The following is a 23,700-nucleotide window of genomic DNA, read 5'->3' on the forward strand; positions in this document are numbered from 1 at the left end:
GATCAGCCCCAAAGTCTGTCATCACAAGGCATTGCCTCCAATCCATAGTCAATTGCTTGTTATGCCAATGAAAAAAGAAACCCGAATTAGCCGACTTGTTAGCTCTCTTGATGATCAAACAGCCGCTAGAAAAGCCTACTTACAACTTGCAGGAAGTGGTCTTTTCCATCTGCTCACGGGTTTGTTTCTGAGAGCCGCTTTCACCAGTCCCGACTTTTCTATGTCGCTGCTAGGTGTGGCTTATTCTATGGCGATTCCCCTAGTATTGCCAGTCATTGGAATTGTGGCGGGATTACGAATTTTAGCAATTGGCGGACTGGCGGGTGGCGTAGTCATTGTTGTTGCTTTGGTTTTCACATCTGGCGCAGGGCTAGCGGTCATTCCCTGGGCCTTGCCCATTACAGTGCCGTTAATTGCATCTGCTCTACAGTTTTTTGCCATTGATAATTTGCGATTAATGGTTGGAAAACTCAGGGCGTTATTTTGGGGTGGAATCACTGGTTCCGCTAGCACAGGCTTGGGTATCGCTTTAGGAAATCTTTTCAATTTCACGCTGTCTGGCCGTTAGCGCTACAGGCTCACTCAATCTTCAATTTGGGATTGGGGTGTGCTTGAGTGCGAATCGCTGGTTTCCGGATCAGGGGCGGCATCGGCCGCGATCGATCGCGCCATGGCCGCCCCGATCGCATCCACCAACCGCCCCACGGGAATCAGTTCCATTCCCCGAATTCGTACATCGGCCCCCTTGGGCACGATCGCCCGTTTAAATCCCAATTTTGCGGCTTCCTTGAGCCGTAATTCCAGTTGGGAAACGGGACGCACTTGGCCGCCCAAACCCACCTCGCCGATCAGCACCGTGCCCGGATCAACAATGCGATCGCGGAAACTGGCCACCAAGGCCACGGCCACACCCAAATCCGCCGCCGGTTCCTCCACGCTCAGGCCGCCGGAGGTGGACACGTAGGCATCGAGCCGAGAGAGGGGCACGCCCACCCGTTTTTCGAGCACCGCCAAAATTTGCAGCAGCCGGTTATATTCCATGCCCGTGGTGACGCGGCGCGGCGAGGAATAGCTCGTGGGGCTGACGAGGGCTTGCAGTTCCGCCACGATCGGGCGGGTTCCTTCGCAGGCCACAATGGTCGCCGTGCCCGGCACGCGCTCATCTCGGTTGCCCAAAAAGAGGGCGGAGGGGTTTGCGACTTCCAACAGCCCCCGATCGACCATTTCAAACACCCCCAATTCCTGAGTAGCGCCGAAACGATTTTTAACCGATCGCAACAGGCGAAAACTGGCAAATCGATCGCCCTCAAAATAGAGCACCGTATCCACCAAATGCTCCAGCACCTTGGGCCCAGCGATCGCCCCCTCCTTGGTCACATGGCCCACCAGCAACATGGCCACATCCTGCCGCTTGGCCAGGCGCATCAGGGCCGAAGTACATTCCCGCACCTGGGCCACGGATCCCGGCGCAGAAGCCAGCGCGGGCAGATAAATTGCCTGCACACTGTCAATGATGGCGATGGCCGGTCGCAAGCTTTCAATTTCCGCCAAAATTGGCTCTAAATCCGTTTCCGGCAGCAGGTACAGATCGGCGCGATCGTCCGGCGATTCCTCCGGGAGTTGGCCCGAGATCGGTTCCGCCGCCGGAGCCTGTACCCCCAATCGCTGGGCCCGCAGTTTCACCTGCTGTCCCGATTCTTCGGCACAAACGTAGAGTACCCGGCGCGATCGAGCCAGTTGGTTAGCCGTTTGCAACAGCAGGGTTGATTTACCAATGCCCGGATCGCCGCCAATCAGCACCAAGGAGCCGGGCACAATTCCCCCGCCCAAGACTCGATCGAGTTCTCGAAACCCCGAAGCCCAGCGAGATCGGGGGCGATCGCGAATTTCGGCCAAGGTGCGAGCCGCGATCGGGCTGGCCGGCTCTTGGGGGCGAGATCCCTTGCGCGATCGGGTCGTGGCGGCCACGGCGGCCCGGCCCGTGGTGCTGGGTTCCGCAGCCAACACCTCTTCCACCAAAGTGCCCCACTGGCCACAACTGGGACAGCGCCCGAACATTTGGGCCTCCACGCCTCCGCAGGCGCTGCAAACGTAGCGGGTTTTTACCTTCGCCATTCGATCGTCTCCCCTTTGATCCGGCCCTTCTTGATCCGGCCCTGGTTGATCCAGACCTTGACCGCCGTTTTCCACCCCAATTGGTGCTGGTTCAATTCAGTGCTCCCAGCCCTCGATTGCCGTTAATTAGCCTCTGCCCTAGGATGGCAACCCCTAGAATGGCAACCCCCAAAAGGAGAATCCACAAAAGCGCAACAAATTAAGAAATTTCTGCAATTGTTTCAATTTCGTTGCAACATTGCGACAAACACCCCGCTTGTTTTTAATAAAGGGTGCGTTCCCAATCAGTTACAATTCCCGACTCCAAAGAACTGGGGTCAAATGCGCTCCCATCGCACATCAGAGCGGGTAATTTGTCAATCCATTTTGACGAAATCAGCCCTCAACCTGCGCCGCGATCGACTGATAATCTCCAAAACGGAAGAGAAACGGCGGTTAGAATTGCCTCTTTAAATGTCCTCGGTACAATAAAGCGATAAAAGCCGAAAGATAGCGATTCAAAAACACGCAAAAGTTCACGCAGAAGTTAAAGCCATTGGAGGAGGCCTCTCCTTGGATAGTCACAAAGAAAAAATCCTGGTTGTTGACGACGAAGCCAGCATTCGCCGCATTCTAGAAACCCGCCTGTCCATGATTGGCTATGAGGTGGTCACGGCTGCCGATGGCGAAGAAGCCTTGGACGTGTTTCGGAAGGCGGGGCCGGATCTGGTGGTGTTGGATGTGATGATGCCGAAGCTGGATGGCTATGGCGTGTGCCAGGAACTCCGCAAGGAATCGGATATTCCGATCATTATGCTCACGGCGCTGGGCGATGTGGCCGATCGAATCACGGGTCTGGAATTGGGGGCCGATGATTATGTGGTGAAGCCCTTTTCGCCCAAGGAGTTGGAAGCTCGGATTCGCTCGGTGTTGCGGCGAGTGGACAAAAACCACGCCTCTGGAATTCCCAGCTCTGGCGTGATTCAGGTGGCCAACATCCGCATTGACACCAACAAGCGCCAGGTTTACAAGGGCGATGAACGAATTCGGCTGACGGGAATGGAGTTTAGCCTGTTGGAGCTGTTGGTGTCGCGATCGGGCGAACCGTTCTCACGGGCAGAAATTTTGCAGGAAGTTTGGGGCTACACACCCGAGCGCCATGTGGACACCCGCGTGGTGGATGTTCACATTTCTCGACTGCGGGCCAAGCTGGAGGAAGACCCCAGCAATCCAGAACTAATCCTGACGGCGCGGGGCACGGGTTACCTGTTCCAACGCATTCTGGACGCAAACGAGGTTTAGGGGCCCGGCAGCCCCCAGGCAGCTATGGCGCGATCGCAAACCAATCGTTGGCTGCAAAATTTGCCGATCGCGGTGGGCATGGCGATCGGGGTGGGGCTGTTTGTGAATCGGCTCTGGACTCCTCAAATCAGTGAGTGGCAGGCGAGATCGGACGTGGCCGGGACGATCGCCTGTGCTTTCTTAATTTTGACGGGGTTGCTCTGGCAGCGGGTGCAACCCAAGTTGCCGGACGCGGTGGAGCTAACGGGGCCGGAAGGGTTTGAGCTAGCGCCTGATCTCGATCGCCCGTTGCAGGTGGAACTGGCCTGGGCCTCCCACCTGTTGCTAACCAACACGGTGACCCGATCGGTGGTGGTTTACCGGGGCGATCGCACGGCTGGGCAAACGTTGCTTCGGCGCGGTGTTTTGGGCCCGCAAGCGATCGTCAAGCCGGGGCCGATTGTCCAGCGGGCGATCGATAAACAACAACCGATCTATCTCGTGGATTTGAAGGTTTATCCCGGCCGCATTGAGTTTGACTATTTACCCGAAAATACCCAGGGCGTGATTGTGCAGCCTTTGGGCGATCGGGGCGTGTTGATTTTGGGAGCCAACGCCCCCCGCAGTTACACCAACCAAGACGAGCGCTGGATTGCGGGCATTGCTGATAAGCTCGCCAACTCGATCGAAGCCGCAACTTTGTGAGGCATAGCAATGACTTGAGGCATAGCAATGACTCGCGATCAACGGTGACTCGCAACCATGGAGAAGCGCTGTACGATCGGAACCATGCCCTATTAAAGAACTAGCCCACATGGGGCAGCACGAGCGATGGAACTAATTCCTTACGGCCGGTAATACCTCATCGATCGAGAGCGGGTTATGGCATACAGCGACTTTAGTTTGGCTCAGGCGATCGACCAATTTTCCCTGGATCTCTACGATCGACCTCATCATTTTGCGCCCGTGCCGCCGATTAATCCGAGCGATCGCCTGCGGGAACTGCTGCAAGAAAATGTTCCTTTGGCCCTAGCCAGTAATACGGACAAGGCCCGATCGGAATGGATTATTGCGCCTATCTTGGTGGAGCTGCGGCGACAACTGGCAGGGCAAATTAGCCTGTTTTCTGGGATTGATTTTGATATTGATCCGAGCTGTGGATTGAACGGCCGTTGCGATTTTTTAGTGGCACGATCGCCCGAACTATTGCTCCTGAAATCACCTGTGACGATATTGGTAGAAGCCAAGCACGAAAACATCAATAGTGGTTTGGGGCAATGTGTGGCTGAAATGGTCGCAGCTTGGCGATTCAATCAGCAGGCCAATGATCCCATTTCCTCGGTTTATGGAGTGGTGACCACTGGAACCACTTGGAAGTTTTTAGGGCTACATGATCGCGACAGCAGACTAATTTTAGAAATTGATTTAGATGAGTATTACCTCAATCAGCTCGATCGAATTCTTGGAATTTTGACGTTCTGCGTGACTGGCAAAGCCCCCTAAATGGAAGCCCCTGAGAGGATATTTGGATATTTGAGAAGTACTTTGGGGTACTGACACAAGCTCATAAGAAATTCATAACCGATTCATCAATGCAGTAGCACAGCAGTCTTTGGGGGCTGGCTCATCCCATTTCTCAACCAACATTGATCAAGAATTGGAGGATTTTTGAACTCAGCCACTGAAGCTTGCTGTGCTATTGGAGATTAGGAAATTAGAAATTGCCGCGATCGATCAGCAACTTTCAACAAGTAACTTTCAACAAATTGCAATCGATCAGCGGATTTCAGGTGTTGGCCTTAGGAGGCGACACTGGCAGCGGTGCGGCGGCGGCGGCGACCCGAAGGCGTGGCGGGAGACTCAGGGGCGATCGAGTCGGTGGCAGCGGCAACGGCAGTGTTGCCCGTCGGAGCGGCCGGAGCCGGGCGATCGCGTCGCACAGAAATCGGAGCCGCGATCGGCTGTACCAACACCACCACTTGAGGCGTACCCACAAAGTCACGACGCAACAGCCGCTGGAACTCGCGCTCCAGTTCCACCTTCAGACCGCCCCAATCGATATCGTCATCGCTGCGGCGAGCCGGGTTGGTGACGAAACGCTCAAACCGGTTGCTGAGGAAGTTTTTCAAGGTCGCCCCGATCGCCCCAGTCAGCTTGGATGGGTCAATGCTGCTGACCACACCGCTCATATGCACCTGAGGATCGCAGGCCAACTGACCCGTGCTGTAGATGCTGGCGGCAACGGTCACCAGGCCTTCGTTGGCCAACTGTTGCCGTTCGCGCAGGGCCCGATCGCTCACCACGCCCGATCGAGACGCATCCACCAGTTCAATCCCCGAAGGAACCCGATCGCCAATCTTGATCGAATCCTGGGTCAGTTCCACCACATCGCCATTTTCGATGATCACCATGTTGTCCGCCGGAATGCCCAAGCTCTGGGCAATTTCCGCGTGCTTCACCAACATCCGGTGCTCACCATGCACCGGCATGAAGAACTTGGGCCGCGTCAGGCTAATCATCAGCTTGTGATCTTCCTGGGAGCCGTGACCGGAAACGTGAATGCCCTTGTCGCGCCCATAGACCACATTCGCCCCCAGCATCATCAGCCGGTCGATCGTGTTCACCACCGCGATCGTGTTGCCGGGAATCGGATTCGCCGACAGCACCACCGTATCCCCATTACGGATTTTGATTTGGCGATGTTCGCCCTTGGAAATTCGCGTCAGGGCCGACAGCGGCTCGCCCTGGGAACCAGTAGTCAAAATCACCACCTTGTGATCGGGGTAATTTTGCAGCTCATGAATCGGCACGAACAGATCATCCGGGCATTTCACATAGCCCAAATTGCGTGCATGGGCGATCGTATTCAGCATCGATCGACCCAACACCGACACCACCCGGCCTTGCTTGTGGGCAATGTCCAAAATCATGTTCACTCGATGCACCGACGATGCAAAGGTTGTCACCAACAGGCGACCCGGTGCTTTCGCAAAGGCCCGTTCCAAGTTCGGATAAACCGATTTTTCCGAAGGGGTGAAACCAGGAATTTCGGCGTTGGTTGAATCACTAATCAGGCACAAAACGCCCTTTTCACCATACTCCGCCAACCGCTGAAGATCGAAATATTCACCATCAACGGGCGTGTGATCAAACTTGAAATCACCCGTATGAATCACCACACCCAACGGCGTGTGAATCGCCACCGAAAAGCTATCGGCCATCGAGTGGGTATTGCGGATAAACTCCACCAGAAACTTGGTTCCCACCCGCACAAATTCGCGCGGGCCCACGGTGCGAATTTCCGTGCGATCGCTCACGCCGGCCTCTTCCAACTTGTCCGACAGCAGCGCCATCGCCAGCCGCGGCCCATAGATCACCGGAATATCCACTTGCTTCAGGTGAAAGGCAATGCCGCCAATGTGGTCTTCGTGACCGTGGGTGACAATCATGCCCTTAATTTTTTCGCGATTGTCCCGCAGATAAGTCATATCCGGCAGCACAATTTGAATGCCGTGCATTCCATCGGTGGGGAACGCCAGCCCCGCATCCAGCATCATGATTTCATCTTCATATTCAAAGATGCAGGTGTTCTTACCAATTTCGTGCAAGCCACCCAAGGGAATAATTTTCAGCGTTCCGGGCTTGCCGTTACTGATGAATTGGGTTGAAGGTTGAGCGGCCGAAAAGTTAGTTCTGGGGGAAGCAGTCACGAGGTTTTGACTCATAGGGATAGAGGGGGAAAAGGTGCGATCGGTTGATTGAGCAAACGATTGATCCAAGGTCGCAGCATGATCTGCTTGCAACAATTTCTTGGGAGTGGCTTGGGAGTTGGAATTTCGCTTGCGAATTACGCTAGGGGCAGAGCGCCGAACATCATCACGGGAGCTATCTTTCACGTCTTTTGCTGCCACGTTTTTACTTCCAGGGGCGATCGGGGTTGCGGAAACTTCGGGATTCACTCCACGGGCCAACTCGCTGGCCAGCTCGCCACCGTTAGCCACGGAAGATTCGGAATCTGTTTGCTGACGAATTCGCTTTCTGACTTGAGTCATTTGCCTCCAGAAATTTCACTCAAAAATTGCACTACTTGGCGTTGGAATCGGTCACCAGACTGTTAGCAACGAATTGGGGAGTACCGTCATGTCCTCTCATCGGGAAAGGAGCAAACCTGATTCGTGATGGTTAGTGATGGGCGGTACTCAGCCTGTTAAACGATTGAGCTGGTTGTCTCAATCAACCCGTCGTCCCCAGCCGAATCACGCGATCGGCGGTGGGTTGCTGCTGCGGGAAACTTGGGTCGGGATTGGGGCCCGAAGCTGGCAGAACCTTCTTGAAGGTTTTTCAAAAGTTCTTCAAGAAGACGCTTTCTGAAAAGCGGCGCAAAATCCTGCCGTACAAAATTCTGCTGGGCAAAATTCTGTGGAATGCTGTGCCGAATTTTCTAGGCTCAACACATTCACCAAACTCATGGATTGCATCAAGGAGTAACCATCTGGGAAAAAAACTTGCTTCAAGATCAGTCGGTGGATCCGTTTGATCGATCCAATTCACCACCGCCAATTAATCTAAATTCAACACAATGGTTGCTCTCAAAATTAGGATTCCAAATGGGGATTCCAAATGAGGATGATTTAGAGCGTTCAAAAGATTGTTCAAAAAATCGAACCCCTCAACAGACCTAAGAGCAATCAAATGCGGGGACTCCCATTTTTATTAAACAAGCCACTGTTGGATATTCCGGATTCATGATTAGCTTGCAGCTCCCTGCTCGCGATGAGCCGTTGAAAATTTTGCAGATTTCACAGATTGTCCAGAAAACGATGATTGAGTCATGCTGAGCGATCGGGCGTTTTTTAACATGGTTAACGGCAATGGGCTTGTTTAATGGGTTAATTGGGTTTTTTAGTTGGTTTTGAGCGAGATTTTAGTGGAGCCGCTTAGGGGATTTTTTTAATGGAGCTGTTTCATGAACCGGCTGGACTGCATTGCTTAAGCAAACGGCTGATTCAAAATTTTTAGTCAGAACTTTTAGTTAATCCGGAATCTAGTTCTTTAATTTTAAGCTGCCTTCAAGTTTTGCAGGGCTGGGCAGTGCCAATTTGCTCTCAGTCTAATCCAAGTTCTGGAATTTGGATGACTTAATTTGGATGATTTAATCCTATGCCACTCGATCGGGATAATGGTGAGTGAATGGTTTGAGCGATCGGGCAGTTTATTTTGTCCAAGAGTCCGTGACTCAACTATCAGCAATCTGAAACTAACTCAAAAATTCATCAAAGCAACCAATTTGCAATTTTTCGGATTGGTGTTGCTGATTTTGAGCAAAGTTAACAGTTGTTGATTAACACTCTACTCAGTACTTTCTACCTAGTATTTTGCTCAATCTTTGACCCAATAGCTTGTGCAGTCATCGCCCTAGGGCTGTCCTTCGCCTGTTGGCTTGGGGCGATCGGGAAAGGGTCGATCGCGCATTGGGTTCATCGCCCGCTAATTGCCCATCAGTGACCCAATAATCACTGATCGCTCGCCCGTTGGTTGTCAGCGACTGTTGCTAGTTCACTGTGGCAGCAGGTCTAACTCCGCCATTGCCTGTTTCAAGGCTTGGCGAACAGGATCCGGGCAAGGGATCAACGGCAGGCGCGGTTCCCCCACTTCCCAGCCTAACAGTTCTAGCGCTGCTTTGACAGGAATTGGATTCGTGGTCAAGAACAAGGCTTTAAACAAGGGTAACAAAGCCAAATGTTCTGTCAATGCGTCGTTGACCTGACCCGCTTCAAAGGCGCGAATCATGCTTTGAATTCGATCGCCCACGAGATGGCTGGCCACGCTGACCACCCCCGAAGCCCCCACCGCCAACATCGGCAAGGTCAGGGAATCGTCTCCAGAATAGATCTTGAAGGTGGGCGGAGTCAGACGGCGGACGGCGCTCACCTGGTCAAGGTTACCGCTGGCTTCTTTGATCGCCACAATATTTGGCAATTCCGCCAGTTGGGCCACCGTTTCCGGCAGCAGGTTTTGGCCCGTGCGTCCCGGAATGTTGTACAGCATGAGGGGGAACTCGGGCACGGCGGCGGCGATCGCCCGGAAATGGGCGGCGAGTCCCTCTTGGGGCGGTTTGTTGTAGTAGGGAACCACTTGCAACGAACCATCCAGACCGAGCTTAGCGGCCTTTTCGGTGGCGGCGATCGCCTCGCGGGTTGAGTTGGATCCCGTGCCGGCCATCACCTTGGCACGGCCCGCCGCTTGCTTAACGACGCGAAACAGTTCGTATTCTTCGTCCCAGGTTAAGGTTGGCGATTCACCGGTCGTGCCGCACACCACCAGCGTGTCGGTTCCGTGCGCCACGAGATTGCGCGTCAGTTGCTCGACGATCGTGTAGTTAACGCTGCCATCTTGGGCAAACGGCACGATCATCGCGGTCATGACTCGTCCGAAGTCAATCACCCAGTATTGTCCTTAAGTTAGAGCGACGTTACGTTTAGTTGATGCCATCTTAGCCGATTTGGGCGATCGCGCACGGCCCAATGGGCGATCGGGCGCTTGCGGGGTTTCCAGCGAGTTTTCTGAAGGGTTAATCAACCGGTTTTCGCCATTTTTCGGGGATCCCTCCCTGGGTCGATCGCATCAGAAAAACTTCGACCCTCGCGATCGGGCAGTGGCCTAATCCAAGCGCTGGAGGGGAGCCAGGTTGGGATCAAAGATTTTTTGACCCAAGCCGGGAAACCGCACCGAAATGGTGACTTTGCGCCCGGTTTCAAACACATGCATCACCTTCCCTTCGCCAAAGGTGTCGTGAATCACCCGATCGCCCACTTCCCAAGCTTGGGGCGGCGTGGTTTTGGTCGGGCGCGGATTGGGTTTGGGGGTGGGGCGGGCCGCGGCCGATCGCCGATTGGCCGATCCCGTTGCTGATCCCAAGGCCGCCGGCCCCGATCGGCGGTTGCTCCGCCCCTCAGTAATCAGGTGCTCTGGTGGCAGCTCGCCCAAAAACACCGACGGAACCGAAGGCTCGCGCATTCCTCCCCACAGCCGCCGCTCCTGGGCATGGGTTAAGAACAATTGCTCCTGGGCGCGGGTAATGCCCACATAGCAAAGGCGGCGTTCTTCTTCGAGCGATCGGGGATCGTCCATGGAACGGAAGTTGGGAAACAGCCCCTGTTCCAGCCCCACCAAAAACACCACCGGAAATTCCAGCCCCTTGGCCGCATGGAGCGTCATCAGAGAAACAGCGTTTTTGCCCTCCTTCAAGTCATCCAAATCCGAAGCTAGCGCCGCATTTTCCAGAAAGTTCGTCAAGGAGCCGTCGCTGGTGTCTTCCGCATATTGGGTCATGGCGTTGGCCAATTCCGCCAAATTCGCCAGGCGATCGCTCGCTTCGTCCGTGCCCTCCGCTTGCAGTTCCCGCACATAGCCCGATCCTTGAAGAATGCCATCCAAAATTGTGGCGGCGGGTTGTTGATCCACCTGGGCTTGCCAGGTCTGAATCATTTGCACAAACTCCAACAAGGGCTTAGCCGTCCGTCCGGCCAGGGTTTTCACCGAAGTTTCATCGCTCAAAATTTCCCAGAGCGGCACGCCCAACTGATCGGCCGCATTCTCTAGGCGATCGAGCGTTGTCTTGCCCACCCCACGCTTGGGCACATTAATCACCCGCTTCAGGCTAATACTATCGTTGGGATTGGTGAGCAGGCGCAAATAGGCCAATGTGTCCTTAATTTCCTTGCGGTCATAGAACCGTAATCCTCCCACCATGGTGTAAGGAATTCCCAACCGCAGCAGCACATCTTCAAAGGGACGAGATTGGGCATTGGTGCGATACAAAATGGCAAAGCTGCCCCAATTTAATTCGGGATTTTGTTGCTCCAGCTTGCGGATTTTCTGAACCACATACTCCGCTTCATCCATTTCGTGGTCAGATTCATAGACCGCGATCGGGTCACCGGCCCCGCGCGTGGGCCGCAATACTTTATCAATGCGTTCTGTGTTGCGTTCAATGAGTTCGTTGGCCACCTGCAAGATGTTTTCGCGCGATCGATAGTTTTCCTCCAGCTTCACCATCGTCCGCGTGTCGTCATCGGGCAGTCGATCGCCAAAATCATCCTGAAAATCTAGCAAAATCGTGAAGTCCGCCGCCCGAAACGAATAAATGGACTGATCCGCATCGCCCACCACAAAAATCGATCGATGGTTCCACTGGTCAAAGCTTTCGGAAGATTCCCCATTGGTCACCAACAGCCGAATCAAGTCGTATTGGGTGCGGTTGGTGTCCTGATATTCATCCACAAGAATGTGACGGAATCGGCTGTGCCAGTAACCCAAAACTGATTCATTTTGCTGAAAAAGTTGCACCGGCAACCCAATCAAATCATCAAAATCTAAAGCATTGTTCGCCGCCAAAGCCGCTTGGTAGCGATCATAAACCGTGGCGATTGTGCGACCGCGAAAAGTGGGATCATTGCGCTCCACCTCTTCCGGCAACAGTCCCTGATTTTTGGCATTGCTAATGGCAAAACGTACCTGTCTCGGCTGGAATTTTTTATCGTCGAGATTCAGGTCTTTCGTCACAATTTGCTTAATCAGGCTTTGGACATCGGATTCATCAAAAATCGTGAAATTTTTTGTCCAACGATAGCCTTTGGGATGCTGAAATTTTTCCAGATCAAACCGCAGAATTCGAGCACAGAGGGCGTGAAAAGTCCCGATCCATAGGTGCTTGATGGTGTCTTTATAGACTTGGGATTTCAGGCGCGTTTGTTCCTCGGGCCGCAGCAGGTCAAAGGGTTTGCCAAAGCGCGATCGCGCCTCCTGTTGGGCAAAGAGGGTTTCAATCCGCTCCTTCATTTCCCGCGCGGCCTTGTTGGTGAAGGTCACGGCCAAAATCTGATCCGGATCCACGCGGTGGTGTTGAATCAGGTGGGCAATGCGGAAGGTGAGGGCGCGGGTTTTGCCCGACCCAGCCCCCGCCACCACCAATAGGGGCCCCTGGTAATGTTCAACGGCGCGGCGCTGGGCGGGGTTCAGTTGGGCAAGAAACGCAGACATGCGGGCAAAAACGAGGATAGGCGATGGAAAACTAAAAACGGGCAATACCCAAAACCGGCAACACCCAACACAAGCACAACGCAAAAGGGGCGATCGGGCTGGACAGTTTCAGGGCGATCGGGCACAACTCAAGCGGCAGTTTTGGCCTTCACCACCAACACCGAACAGGGCGCTTGTTCCAGCACATCGCTGCTGACGGAACCTTGCAGAATGCGATCAATGCCGCTGAGGCCCCGGCTGCCAATGATGATTAAATCGGTGCGATGGATATTGGCCAAGCGAACAATTTCCGCAGCGGGTTCGCCACTGATGATTTCAATGGTGCTGGGGCAGGGTAGGCGCTTTTGGTAGGCCGCCAGTTGGGTTTCAATCTCGCGATACAAATCTGGTGCAGTGCCTTGGGGGCGATCGAGCGGCTGATCTAGATCGGTGCTGGTGGGCGGAATCACATGCACCAAAATTACTTTGCACTGATCGTTCAAATTGAGCGATCGCAGCATGGCAATTTCTGACTCGGATAATGCCGATCGATCCAGGGCCACCAAAACTGATTTCAACACTGCACCAAGTTAGCTAACGATTTTGCGGATAAAGGCAGCATACACCGCCCATTCTGGAATCTGGCTCCAGCCCCCACCAGACTTAACATTGTAAGCACTTGCGGTTGGGCGGTGGCCTGGAAACGCCGCCCGCCAAGAAATGCCAGTTCCGGAGTTCATCAACGGTTGATTCAAAACAGGGGATTGAAACTGATCAACCCAAACTCATCCCCCGACCTAGGGACTGCTTAGGGACTGCTTTGGATAAAACGCAGCCCGCTGATCAGGGGTTCCCCGCTGGGCGATCGCTCGATCGAGCGATCAGACCCCGAATGGGTTGCATAAAACAGTTCCACCGAACAAAGGGGGGCTGGTTGCTCGGCTCCTGCATCGTAGGGACAGCCATAGTACACCAGGCGATCGGCCAGGCGCTGGGTTTCGATCGGGCGGAAAGATTGATGATCGTTCAGAATTTTCACATAGGCTAAGGCGGCCGCTTGGGAAATGGGCCGATAAAACGACAGGCTGTAGCCCACGGATTCCGTGCCATCCCGCCGTGCTATCAGAGACAGATTGTTAAAGGGATAGATCCGCACCGAGCAGGGGGAAGTCACGTCATAAAACCCACAGGCCCGATTCAGCGCTTGCACCTGTTGAAAGTGCGATCGATTAAAGGGTTGGCGACTGAATCGCTCATCTTCCACATCCTCCAAAGGCTCCCCTGGCGGAGGGGCTGGCCAATCGGCTGGGTCGGGGGTTTCCGAGGTGAGTTCCCATAGTTCTGCGCGACAGGGAGCCGCCCCCCGATCGCAATTCTGGGGCCGCTGGCCATCGGGGCCAACTTGATAGATTTGGGATCCTTCAATCAGAAGACCCTGTTGATCATTCAGCCAAAGGGGATTGGAAAAGCGGCCGCGATACTCAATGGCGCTGTTGGCCGTGCCGTGGCGCTCAACGGTGGTGGTGCCATCTGGCTCGATCGTGATTGATTGCCCCGTGCCGCTGCCTCCCAAAAAGTTGAAGGAGCGCCGGCCAATGAAGGGGAGTTCGTTAGGCGATTGGCTCAAGGGGCCCAGCCGATCAGTCACGGGGGCGCGGGGAAAGGCGGTGACCCTGGGGTGGCGCGGGGAGATCGAGCTTCGCATCCCGATCGCCTGGGCCGGCCCGGAACTCCACAAGCTCCACAACAGAACGATCGGGAGAGCAAAGCGGCGGCCCCGCTGGCTCCAAGCCGATAGTGCGCAGTGATTGGTCAAGAGATTCATAGATTGATGATTGCTTGGACAGCGGGCAACCAACAGAAGCAGGGGACGATCGCCCCGTCTGGCCCCTGGGGTTGGGCAGGGTCTTCCGCAAAACGATCAAGCATTTCGAGCGATCGCCCTTCAGTCCGCCCAGATCCTTAGCCCACCAGCGATCGCTGTGGCTGTCCCCAAATCACCCGCTCATGCTTGTAAATCACTAGCCCCGGTTTAGCGCCTTTGGGTTTGTACAGATGCCGAGGTTCCGTGTAAATCACGGGAACCTGTTCTGCTTGCCGGGCCCGGCTGTAGCGAGCGGCCAGGTCGGCGGTGAATTGCAAATCGGCGCGATCGGGCTGGGATCCCGCTGGCATCCGCAACAGCACATGGCTGCCGGGAATTTCCTGGGCATGGAACCACAAGTCATAGGCCGTGGCCAACCGAAAGGAGAGTCGATCGTTCTGGGCATTGTTGCGGCCAATCCAGACTTCATAGCCGCTGGGGGTGGTGAATTTGCGGAACCCTTCACCGGGGTCAGGCAAGGCCCGGCGATAGCCCGGATCCTCCAAATAACCTTCCTGCACCAGTTCATCACGAATTTCTTCGAGGGCGCTCAGATCTTCAGGGCCGCCGTAGTCCTCAAATTCACTGAGGCTTTCTTCCACCTCTTCCAGGTAGGCTAATTCGCTGCGGGCGGCGAGCAGTAGCGGTTCGATCGCGCTGCGGGAGCGATCGAGCTTTTGATATTTTTTGTAGAGCTGTTGGGCGTTTTGGACACCGGTTTTCGCCGGATCTAGGGCGATGGTCACGGGTGCGCCGGTCTCAAAGTCCGGCAGGCTGATTCGATCCAGCCCCGGTTCCCAATGGTGCAAATGGGCCATCAACAGGTCAGCCCGCGATCGAAACTGGTCGGCTTCGGCGGATTGGGCCAGGCGATCGGTAAATTCTTCAACTTTTTTGCGCAGCTTGCTGGCGAGGTTGCTCACCTTTTGCCGCAACTGTTGCCAAAGCCGTTGGAAGGCTTCCCGATCGAGCCGATCGCCATAGTAGCGATCGAGCAGGTCTTGCACCGATGGGGCCGATCGCTGTTCCTGCCACCCCAGCACGTCGTAGCCCGCTTCCGTCCAACCGGGCGCAAAGTCTCCCATTTCCAGCCGTTTCAGCCAGCCTTGCCAAACTTCAAACAGCCGCCGCTGACCTGCCAGTTCCAGGGTTTCCACCGGCTGCTGGGGGTCAATTTCGGCCGCGGTCAGCAGGCTTTTGACCAAGGGCGAGCTGAGGCCACGATAGGTTTTCAGCAGTTGGCGACTGATGGGGCCAGGAATCAGGGAAACCCGCTCCCACCAGCGATCAAAGGATTCGGTTGGTTGCGGTGTGGCCTCCGTCAGTTTGGGCGGCGCACTGTAGCGATCGCCCGTTTGGATCGGCCGCACCCGCGACTGCTGGGCGCTCACTTGGTGGGCTGCGGTGACGATCGTGCCGTCCGCCGTGGTCAAAATGGCATTGCTGTACTTGCCCATAATTTCCACATACAGATGCCACAGGGGCGGATCGCCCGGTCGCCGGGCAAATTGCAAATCCACCACCCGCTCCCAAGGGGCCACTTCCGCAAAAGACACCAGGGCCAAGCCTTTCAGTTGATGCAACAACTGTTGGCTAAAGGTAAAGGTGTCCGGTTCCTTGGGCGGCGCGGCCCCAACGCAGAGCCGCGCCGCCTGGGGATGCCAGGAAATGCCCAGCCAGCCGCGCCGATCGATCGTTCGCAGGCAAAGGTAGACCGTGAAGCGATCGCGCTGAAAAACCTGTTCCAAGCGGGCCGGTAACCAGTCGCGCCGCAGTTCCCACAAACTCGCTATCAGGGTGGTGTAATCAACGGGTTGCATGGGACACTCTCGGGCGGGCAACGGATCAGGCGGCGGGTCAGGACGATCGGGGCAATCGGGGCGATCAGGGCCAATCTGCAAACCACTAGGGTTTGGGACGGCGGTAGAAGGGACGATTGACCACCTCAGCGGTGATGAATTTATTCCGAATTTGCACCTCCAAGGCTTGCCCCACTTCCGCCAGGGCCGTGGGCACGTAGGCCAAGGCGATCGGGCGGTTGAGGGTGGGTGAAAATGTCCCGCTGGTGACAATGCCCACCGGCTCTCCCTGGTGCAACACCGGGTAATCATGGCGGGCGATGTGGCGATCGGGCAAGCTCAACCCCACCAGCCGGCGGGGAATGCCGGCCGCCTGTTGAGCCTCCAGGGCCGCCCGCCCCAGAAAATCTCCCTTGCGATCGAGATGCACCAGCCAATCTAAGCTGCCTTCAAAGGGCGTGGTTTCCTCGGTGATGTCCTGACCATAGAGGGCCATGGCCGCCTCCAAGCGCAGGGTATCGCGGGATCCCAGCCCACAAGGAGCCACGCCCGCTGCAATTAACCGCTGCCAAAGCCGTTGCCCCGCCTCCAGATCCAGCATGATTTCAAAGCCATCTTCGCCCGTGTAGCCGGTGCGGGCCATGAAAACGGCATCCGTTCCCAGGTGCGTGCGAATTGATCGATAGAACTTGAGTTGTCCCAAATCCGCCGCGATCCAGGGTTGCAAGGTGGCGGCGGCGGTTGGCCCCTGCACCGCAATCAAGATTTGCTCGGGCGATCGATCCATGACCGTCACCGCCGGATCCAAGTGAGCCGCCAACCAAGCCAGATCCTTAGCGGTGGTGGCGGCATTAATAATCACCGTGGCGCGATCGGCCCCTTCGCTATAGACAATCAAGTCATCCACAATGCCGCCCTGCTCGTTCAGCAGCACCGTATATTTCCCTTGCCCCGGCTGGAGCGGGCTGAGATCGCTGGGCACTAACTGCCCCAAGGCCGTTTGCCAGGGGCCTTGCAGTTCCAGCTTGCCCATGTGAGAAATGTCAAAACAGCCCACGCCCGATCGCACGGTTCGGTGCTCTTCCATCAGGCCAGCAAACTGCACTGGCATTTCCCAACCGCCAAAACCGGTCATTTTTGCGCCCAACTCAACACAGGCGGCAAACAAGGGGGTACGGCGTAGCTCGATCGCGCTCAAGGGATTGTCCTCAAGGGTAGAAATTGGGGCCTTTCTCATTATGCCGGGTTGGTCACGCCGCCATCAAAAAGGAGCGATCCCATGATCTCAATGATCTGGATCGCTCCTCGGAATAACGCTTAATCAGGATGCATCAAGGGGCTGCATCAAGTTGCTGAGGTTAGGTGTTGCCCCCATCACCACTACCCGATGAGCCGGGCGATCGGGTCACAGGGTTGAGCACCTAGTCTTCGTCGTCGAAATCTTCGCCGCCGTCGGTGTAGCTCACTTCCTCTTCCTCATCGCCGCTGCTGGTGTAGCGGCTGCCGTAGCTGCCACCAATGTCCTCATCATCGATAATCGCAGGATTGCGACTCAGGCCATAGGCCGCCTCAGCGCCCAGGTCGATCGTCCCTTCCAGCTCATAGGCCCGCGCCGTGCGATCGTCCAGCACCACATCGGCCAGCTCTCCATCGTCGCCGTAGAGCGGATCGGTCAGGGTGTAACCCGTGGTTTCGTAGGGGCTAATTTCATCCACCAGGCCTTCTTCGTAGGCATTGAAGCCCGTACCCGCCGGAATCAGACGACCGATGATCACATTTTCCTTCAGGCCGCGCAGCCAGTCGGATTTGCCCTCGATCGCCGCTTCCGTCAGTACCCGCGTGGTTTCTTGGAACGAAGCCGCCGAAATGAAACTGTCCGTGTTCAGCGAAGCCTTGGTGATCCCCAACAGCACGGGCGTGTAAAGGGCCGGAGCCGCGCCGGTAATCGACATGGCTTCATTCACCCGCTCCACCTGTTGCAGTTCCACCAACTCACCCGGCAGCATCGTCGTATCGCCACCGTCATCGATCCGCACCTTGGAGGTCATCTGCCGCACAATCACTTCAATGTGCTTGTCGGAGATTTCAATCCCCTGGGACTGGTACACGGACTGCACTTCATCCACCAGGAATTTTTGCACCCGTTGCAAGCTGTCGAGGGCCGCTTCGTAGGGCGACATCAACTCCGCGTAGTAGTTGTAGAAGATTTCCAGGGTTTCGTGGGGGTTGGCCGGGCCATCAGTCAGCGGTTCCGCCACGTTCGCCGTTTGGCCATCGACCACCTGCACGTTTTGACCGGCTCGAATTGGGTATTCCGCCAAGGTGCCATCGTTCTCGATGATCTTGACTTCCACCGTGTCATCTTCCCCATAGACCACTTGGGCCGTACCAGGACGACGGGCCAACACGCAGGCTTCCTTGGGCTTCCGGGCTTCCAGCAGTTCCTCAATCCGGGGTAGACCCTGGATGATGTCTCCGGTTTTGGTGCGCTCAAACACCAGCAACACCAGATTGTCACCCCGCTGCACCAAGTCGCCATCGTCAATGTGCAACACGGCTTGGGAGGACACGCGGTAGGGGCGTGCCACCCGCAACACCAGGTGATCTTCCCCGATCGACAGCACTTGGCCCGATTCGGCGCTGACCTGGCCGGGCGCAATTTCGCTCTTGCCCGCCACCACCAAGTCATCCACTTTGACGGTCGGAGTTGCCTGGGTCGCCACGGTCACCTGATCGGTGGGGCGCATGATCAGCAAACGCCGCAGGCTTTCCCCGTCGCCGCGAATGCCGCGCACTTCCCCGCCGTCTTTGGCTTGGATTTCGGTGCGGGCCACCACGGCTCCCGGATCCACCCGATCGCCATCCTTCACCAGCAGGCGCGTGTGGGTGCTGCCCTGGGTCGGATCCGCAGACACATCCCGCCGCACCACCAGGGATTCCAAAATCACCAGTTGCAGGCGCTTGATGTCTTCGTCCGTTGGATCATCCACCAGTTCGATATCGGCGGCCAACTGCGGCGTACCCTTATCCATTTCCAGGATCAGTTGGGTGCGCAACAGGTCAATCCCTTCCACGGACTTAACCCGCTCACCGTCCTTGAACGGAATCCGCTGAACGGCCCGCAGTTTGATCGATCGCCCGGCTTCTTCGGCGGAATCTTGGCTCGGCACGGCCGGCTCATCGGGCACAGTGAACTCAATCACCGGCCGCAGCAACAGGCCCGACCCTTCCGGCGTTTCCACATATTCCACGCAAACCAGCTCTTCGGCGGGCAGCCCCGGAATAATGTCTTGACCGGGGGTGATGATTTGCCCATCGACGGTGGCCACCAAGTCCGGATCATCGACCATCCGCAGATCACCGGGCTTGATCGAAATTTCCCGCAGAATGTCGTTCTTTTGGATCACTTCCACGATCCCGGCGCTCTGGCAGAAGATGTCCTTGACGATCTCGGTGCCCGCTTCCACATACTGGCCGTCTTCCACCATCAACAGGGAGATGTCCTTGTTGATTTCGTGGGTTTCTTCGGGAATCCAAAGCAGCGTGCCCCCTTGGAGCACTTCATAACCCTGTTTGCCCTTGGCTTTTTTGGCCACTTCCACACCGGAGTAGCGCAGAATCCCGCCGGTGCTGGTGCGGTAGTGGTCGTCAATCAGCTCGGCCACCACTTGGTTGTGCAACACCTTGGTGCCGGGGGTGGCAATCAGGGAGAACAGTTGTCCCCGATCGGTCTCAATCAGGTAGTGATCGCGACCTTGGGCGCTTTCGGTGCGGATCCGAGCTTCGTTCAGCAACACCGAGGCGGTGATAATTTCAATTTCTCGGCTGCCGGCCTTGCCGTCGGCTTCGGCCACCTCGATCGGGAGGCGCACCACCCCGCCATGCTCCGTCACCAATCGGGTTTCCGCCAGGATGCTGTTGGCCTCTACCACGCTGCCATTTTTGACCGTGGGTTCAGCCCCCGGCGGCAGGTTGTAGACTTCCCCAGACAGCACCCAAATCAGCCCACTCCGCTGAGCAATCCGGGTGGTGTTGCCTTGGCGGTCTTTTTTCTCTTCGGGATAGACTCCATCGAACAGCACCTCACCGGCCATGTCCGAAGGCACGTCCTTGGTGGCTTTTTCGGTGGATTTCCGGGTGGTGCGCCCTTGGGCCTGCACCTCCACCAGCATTTGACCCAGCTTCACTTCTTCACCGCTGCGGGCAATCAGGATCGAACCTTGGCTAGCTTCGAAGGTTTCCTTTTTGCCACCGGCTTCCACGGTGAGTTTGGTGGGCGCTTCCAGCAACAGGGCATCTTCCCCGTGGCGGGTGCGGAAGGAGCGGGCCCGCAGGTTTTTGGGATATTTGACCACCCCATCAAAGGGCGCACGAATCTGACCGGCTACTTCCCCGGTGAAGACCCCCCCCGTGTGGAAGGTGCGCATGGTGAGCTGTGTCCCGGGTTCCCCGATCGACTGGGCCGCGATAATCCCTACCGCTTCACCCATGTCCACCATGCTGCCGTGGGCCAAGCTCCAGCCATAGCACTTTTGGCAGACCGATCGGGCCGCTTCACAGGTCAGGGGCGACCGCACGATCACCTCTTCCACGCCCGCCGCTTCGATTTCCTTGGCCAACTCATCGGAAATGTCTTGGTTGCGGGCCGCCAGCACCTCACCGGTTTGCGGATGAACCACATCCACCGCCACCACCCGACCCAACAGTCGGGAGCTAATCGGAATCAGGATTTTTTCATCGTCGGTCATGGCCCGAACCGGAATCCCCCGTTCCGTGCCGCAATCGGTTTCCCGAATGATCGTGTCCTGAGACACGTCTACCAACCGGCGCGTTAGGTAACCGGAGTCCGCCGTGCGCAACGCCGTGTCCACCAACCCCTTACGCGCCCCGTAGGAGGAAATGATGTATTCGGTGACAGTCAGCCCTTCGCGGAAGTTGGTTTTAATCGGCAAGTCGATGATTTCCCCTTGGGGATTCGCCATCAAGCCGCGCATCCCCACCAACTGACGCACCTGGGACAGGTTCCCCCGCGCTCCCGAGAAGGCCATCATGTAGACGGAGTTCAGGGGATCGTTGGATTCAAAGTTGCGCACCACCTCATCTTTCAGGTTTTCGCTGGTGCCGTTCCAGGTGTCGATTACCTTTTGGAAGCGCTCCACTTCCGTAATTTCTCCGCGCACATATTTGGTTTCTGTGCGGCGGATTTCCTCTTCGGCGGCTTCCAGCAGTTGGCGCTTAATCGGCGGAATTTGCAGGTCATCGACGCTAATCGAGACCCCGGCACGGGTGGCGAATTTAAAGCCCAGATCCTTCAGGGCATCGGCAAGCTGGGAGGTGCGGGCCGTTCCGTAGTGGGTAAAGGCCCAGGCGATCAGGTTCCGCAGTTGACCCTTACGGATCACGCGGTTGTAAAAGATGGGTTGGGTCGGTTGGTCAGCCATGATCGGTTCGATCTTGTTGCGGTGATGGGGCCAAGCAGGGAAAAGCGATCGCCCCGATCGGGGCCAGGGCCAACGGGGCGATCGCGCAGGCTGGATTAGCCGATGCTGAGGACAGCCTGTTGAATCGTTTGGTTCAGCAAAATGCGACCCGGCGTGGTGCGGATATATTGGGCCAGCAGTTCACCATCGCACTCGCGCCGAAGGCTGAGGGGGCGGCGGGTCTTTTTGCCCAGGGTGATGGTGGTGGCGGTGCTGCCTGCGGGAATCGTCACCGACTCGGCCGGCTGGGCCACGCGAATCGTCACCTGCTCCGGTGTAATCCGAATCACTTGCCCCGTGGCGGGCGCACTCACACCGGCCGCCAAAGCCGTGCCTTCCACCACCACATGGCCGTTGTTAATCACGGGGGTTTCACCATTCAGGGACACATCAATGGTGTCTTCACCCACCATCACCCACTGCTCCCCAACGCCCTCGTCATGCTCCACGGGGCCGTTGTACTGCACCCAAACATAGGTATGGAGGCCCACCTTGCCCCGATCGTAGGCGATCGTCGCATCATCCAGGTTGGCAAAGTAGCGCAGCACATCGGCCTTCTGGTTCGGGTTTTCGGCCGTTAGGTAGTAGCAGCCCAACACCATGTCTTGGCTAGGGGTAATAATCGGGCGACCCGTTGCCGGTGACAGCACATTGTTAGAAGCCAGCATCAGCAGGCGCGCTTCCGCCTGGGCTTCCAACGACAGGGGCACGTGTACTGCCATTTGGTCACCGTCAAAGTCCGCGTTAAAGGCCGGACAAACCAACGGGTGCAACTGAATGGCACGCCCATCCACCAAGATCGGTTCAAAGGCCTGAATCCCCAACCGGTGCAGGGTCGGAGCGCGGTTCAGCATCACCGGGTGGCCGTCAATCACCTCTTCCAGCACATCCCAAACGGCGGGGTCGTTGCGCTGGATCATCTTCTTGGCGGCCTTGATGTTGTTGACCAGGCCTTGCTTGATCAGCCGGTGGATCACGAAGGGCTGAAACAGCTCGATCGCCATTTCCCGAGGTAGACCGCATTGGTGAATCTTCAGATTCGGCCCGACCACGATTACGGAACGGCCGGAGTAGTCCACCCGTTTACCCAGCAGGTTTTGGCGGAAGCGACCCTGTTTCCCTTCAATGATGTCCGACAGGGACTTCAGGGGGCGGTTGTTGGCTCCCACCACCGTCCGACCGCGCCGACCGTTATCAATCAGCGCATCGACGGCTTCCTGCAACATCCGCTTTTCGTTGCGGACAATGATTTCCGGAGCCAGGATCTCTTGCAAGCGAGCCAGTCGGTTGTTGCGGTTAATCACCCGACGATAGAGATCGTTCAAGTCCGAGGTGGCAAACCGCCCCCCATCCAACTGCACCATCGGTCGCAGGTCGGGCGGGATCACCGGAATCACATCCAGCACCATCCACTCGGCCTTGGCCCCGGTGGCCACAAAGTTGTCAATCACCCGCAGGCGCTTGATCAGCTTGGCCCGCTTTTGCCCCTTGGCCGTGGCAATTTCTTCCCGCAAGCGCTCGGCTTCCTGCTCCAGGGGAATATCCTGCAACAGGCGCTGAATCGCTTCCGCCCCGATGCCCACTTCCACGCCCTCGAGATCCGAGTCATCGGCGTAGAGGCGATCTTCAATTTCAATCCACTGCTCTTCGCTCAGCAGTTGCTTGTAGCTGAGATCCGCCGCATTACCCGGATCGAGCACCACGTAGGAGTTGAAGTACACCACCTGCTCCACATCGCGCAGGGGCATATCCAACAGGATGGCCATGTAACTGGGGATCCCCTTCAGATACCAAACGTGGGTGACGGGGGCCGCCAGTTTGATGAAGCCCATCCGGTGACGACGCACCCGCGATTCGGTCACTTCCACGCCGCAACGTTCGCAGACAATACCGCGGTGGCGCACCCGCTTGTATTTGCCACAGTGGCATTCCCAATCCTTGGCGGGGCCAAAAATCCGCTCGCAGAATAGCCCGTCCATTTCGGGCTTCAGGGTGCGGTAGTTGATCGTTTCGGGCTTGGTCACTTCACCGACGATTTGACCGTTGGGCAAGGTACGCTCGCCCCATTGGCGAATCCGCTCGGGCGAGGCGATGCCGATCTTTACGTAGTCAAAGCGCTGCTTGAGTTTCGACATGGTTGTTCGGTGACGGTGGGCAATCA

The 23,700-nt window shown here is 56.5% G+C and carries 14 protein-coding genes; 4 read left to right on the forward strand and 10 right to left on the reverse strand.

Features of this window, described 5'->3' with window-relative positions; genetic code table 11:
* Nucleotides 1–67 precede the first annotated feature (67 nt).
* Nucleotides 68–568, forward strand: coding sequence for a hypothetical protein (locus H6F46_RS15010; RefSeq protein WP_190355551.1), 501 nt, complete (start codon nucleotides 68–70; stop codon nucleotides 566–568).
* Between the two features lie 14 nt (nucleotides 569–582).
* On the opposite strand, the gene radA is transcribed toward H6F46_RS15010, so the two are convergent.
* The gene (radA, locus tag H6F46_RS15015; protein ID WP_190355552.1) at nucleotides 583–2,115 is read right to left on the reverse strand and encodes a DNA repair protein RadA; all 1,533 of its coding nucleotides are present in this window, start codon (nucleotides 2,113–2,115) and stop codon (nucleotides 583–585) included.
* A gap of 552 nt (nucleotides 2,116–2,667) precedes the next feature.
* On the opposite strand from radA, the gene rpaB reads away from it, so the two are divergent.
* The 3 genes from rpaB to H6F46_RS15030 all read left to right on the forward strand — a co-directional run bounded on the left by rpaB (nucleotide 2,668) and on the right by H6F46_RS15030 (nucleotide 4,878).
* The gene (gene rpaB / locus H6F46_RS15020; RefSeq protein ID WP_099531901.1) at nucleotides 2,668–3,396 is read left to right on the forward strand and encodes a response regulator transcription factor RpaB; all 729 of its coding nucleotides are present in this window, start codon (nucleotides 2,668–2,670) and stop codon (nucleotides 3,394–3,396) included.
* Between the two features lie 24 nt (nucleotides 3,397–3,420).
* Nucleotides 3,421–4,080, forward strand: coding sequence for a cofactor assembly of complex C subunit B (locus H6F46_RS15025; protein ID WP_099531902.1), 660 nt, complete (start codon nucleotides 3,421–3,423; stop codon nucleotides 4,078–4,080).
* A gap of 177 nt (nucleotides 4,081–4,257) precedes the next feature.
* Complete coding sequence (locus H6F46_RS15030; protein ID WP_190355553.1) at nucleotides 4,258–4,878, forward strand: hypothetical protein; 621 nt, start codon at nucleotides 4,258–4,260, stop codon at nucleotides 4,876–4,878.
* Between the two features lie 296 nt (nucleotides 4,879–5,174).
* Here H6F46_RS15030 and H6F46_RS15035 read toward each other — a convergent pair whose 3' ends face one another.
* From H6F46_RS15035 to H6F46_RS15075, 9 genes are all read right to left on the reverse strand, one after another.
* Nucleotides 5,175–7,427, reverse strand: a complete 2,253-nt coding sequence (locus tag H6F46_RS15035) for a ribonuclease J (protein WP_242027981.1) — start codon at nucleotides 7,425–7,427, stop codon at nucleotides 5,175–5,177.
* A 1,504-nt stretch (nucleotides 7,428–8,931) separates the two neighbouring features.
* On the reverse strand, nucleotides 8,932–9,819 hold the full coding sequence (gene dapA / locus H6F46_RS15040) for a 4-hydroxy-tetrahydrodipicolinate synthase (protein ID WP_190355554.1): 888 nt from the start codon (nucleotides 9,817–9,819) through the stop codon (nucleotides 8,932–8,934).
* Nucleotides 9,820–10,035: 216 nt separating this feature from the next.
* Entirely contained in the window at nucleotides 10,036–12,417 is a 2,382-nt protein-coding gene (pcrA, locus tag H6F46_RS15045; protein ID WP_190355555.1) for a DNA helicase PcrA, read from the reverse strand.
* Nucleotides 12,418–12,545: 128 nt separating this feature from the next.
* Entirely contained in the window at nucleotides 12,546–12,977 is a 432-nt protein-coding gene (locus H6F46_RS15050) for a universal stress protein (RefSeq protein ID WP_099531907.1), read from the reverse strand.
* A 227-nt stretch (nucleotides 12,978–13,204) separates the two neighbouring features.
* Nucleotides 13,205–14,221 (reverse strand): hypothetical protein, encoded by a 1,017-nt coding sequence (locus H6F46_RS15055; protein ID WP_190355556.1) that lies wholly within the window; start codon nucleotides 14,219–14,221, stop codon nucleotides 13,205–13,207.
* Between the two features lie 137 nt (nucleotides 14,222–14,358).
* The gene (locus H6F46_RS15060) at nucleotides 14,359–16,080 is read right to left on the reverse strand and encodes an NFACT family protein (RefSeq protein ID WP_190355557.1); all 1,722 of its coding nucleotides are present in this window, start codon (nucleotides 16,078–16,080) and stop codon (nucleotides 14,359–14,361) included.
* 85 nt (nucleotides 16,081–16,165) lie between these two features.
* A complete protein-coding gene (gcvT, locus tag H6F46_RS15065) occupies nucleotides 16,166–17,296 on the reverse strand; it encodes a glycine cleavage system aminomethyltransferase GcvT (protein ID WP_190355558.1) in 1,131 nt (376 codons plus the stop codon).
* A 184-nt stretch (nucleotides 17,297–17,480) separates the two neighbouring features.
* Complete coding sequence (locus H6F46_RS15070) at nucleotides 17,481–21,500, reverse strand: DNA-directed RNA polymerase subunit beta' (protein WP_190355559.1); 4,020 nt, start codon at nucleotides 21,498–21,500, stop codon at nucleotides 17,481–17,483.
* A gap of 95 nt (nucleotides 21,501–21,595) precedes the next feature.
* Nucleotides 21,596–23,674: a DNA-directed RNA polymerase subunit gamma gene (locus H6F46_RS15075; RefSeq protein WP_190355606.1), complete on the reverse strand. Its 2,079-nt coding sequence runs from the start codon at nucleotides 23,672–23,674 to the stop codon at nucleotides 21,596–21,598.
* Between the last annotated feature and the right edge of the window lie 26 nt (nucleotides 23,675–23,700).

Source organism: Limnothrix sp. FACHB-1083 (genome assembly GCF_014696485.1).
GTDB lineage: Bacteria > Cyanobacteriota > Cyanobacteriia > CACIAM-69d > CACIAM-69d > CACIAM-69d.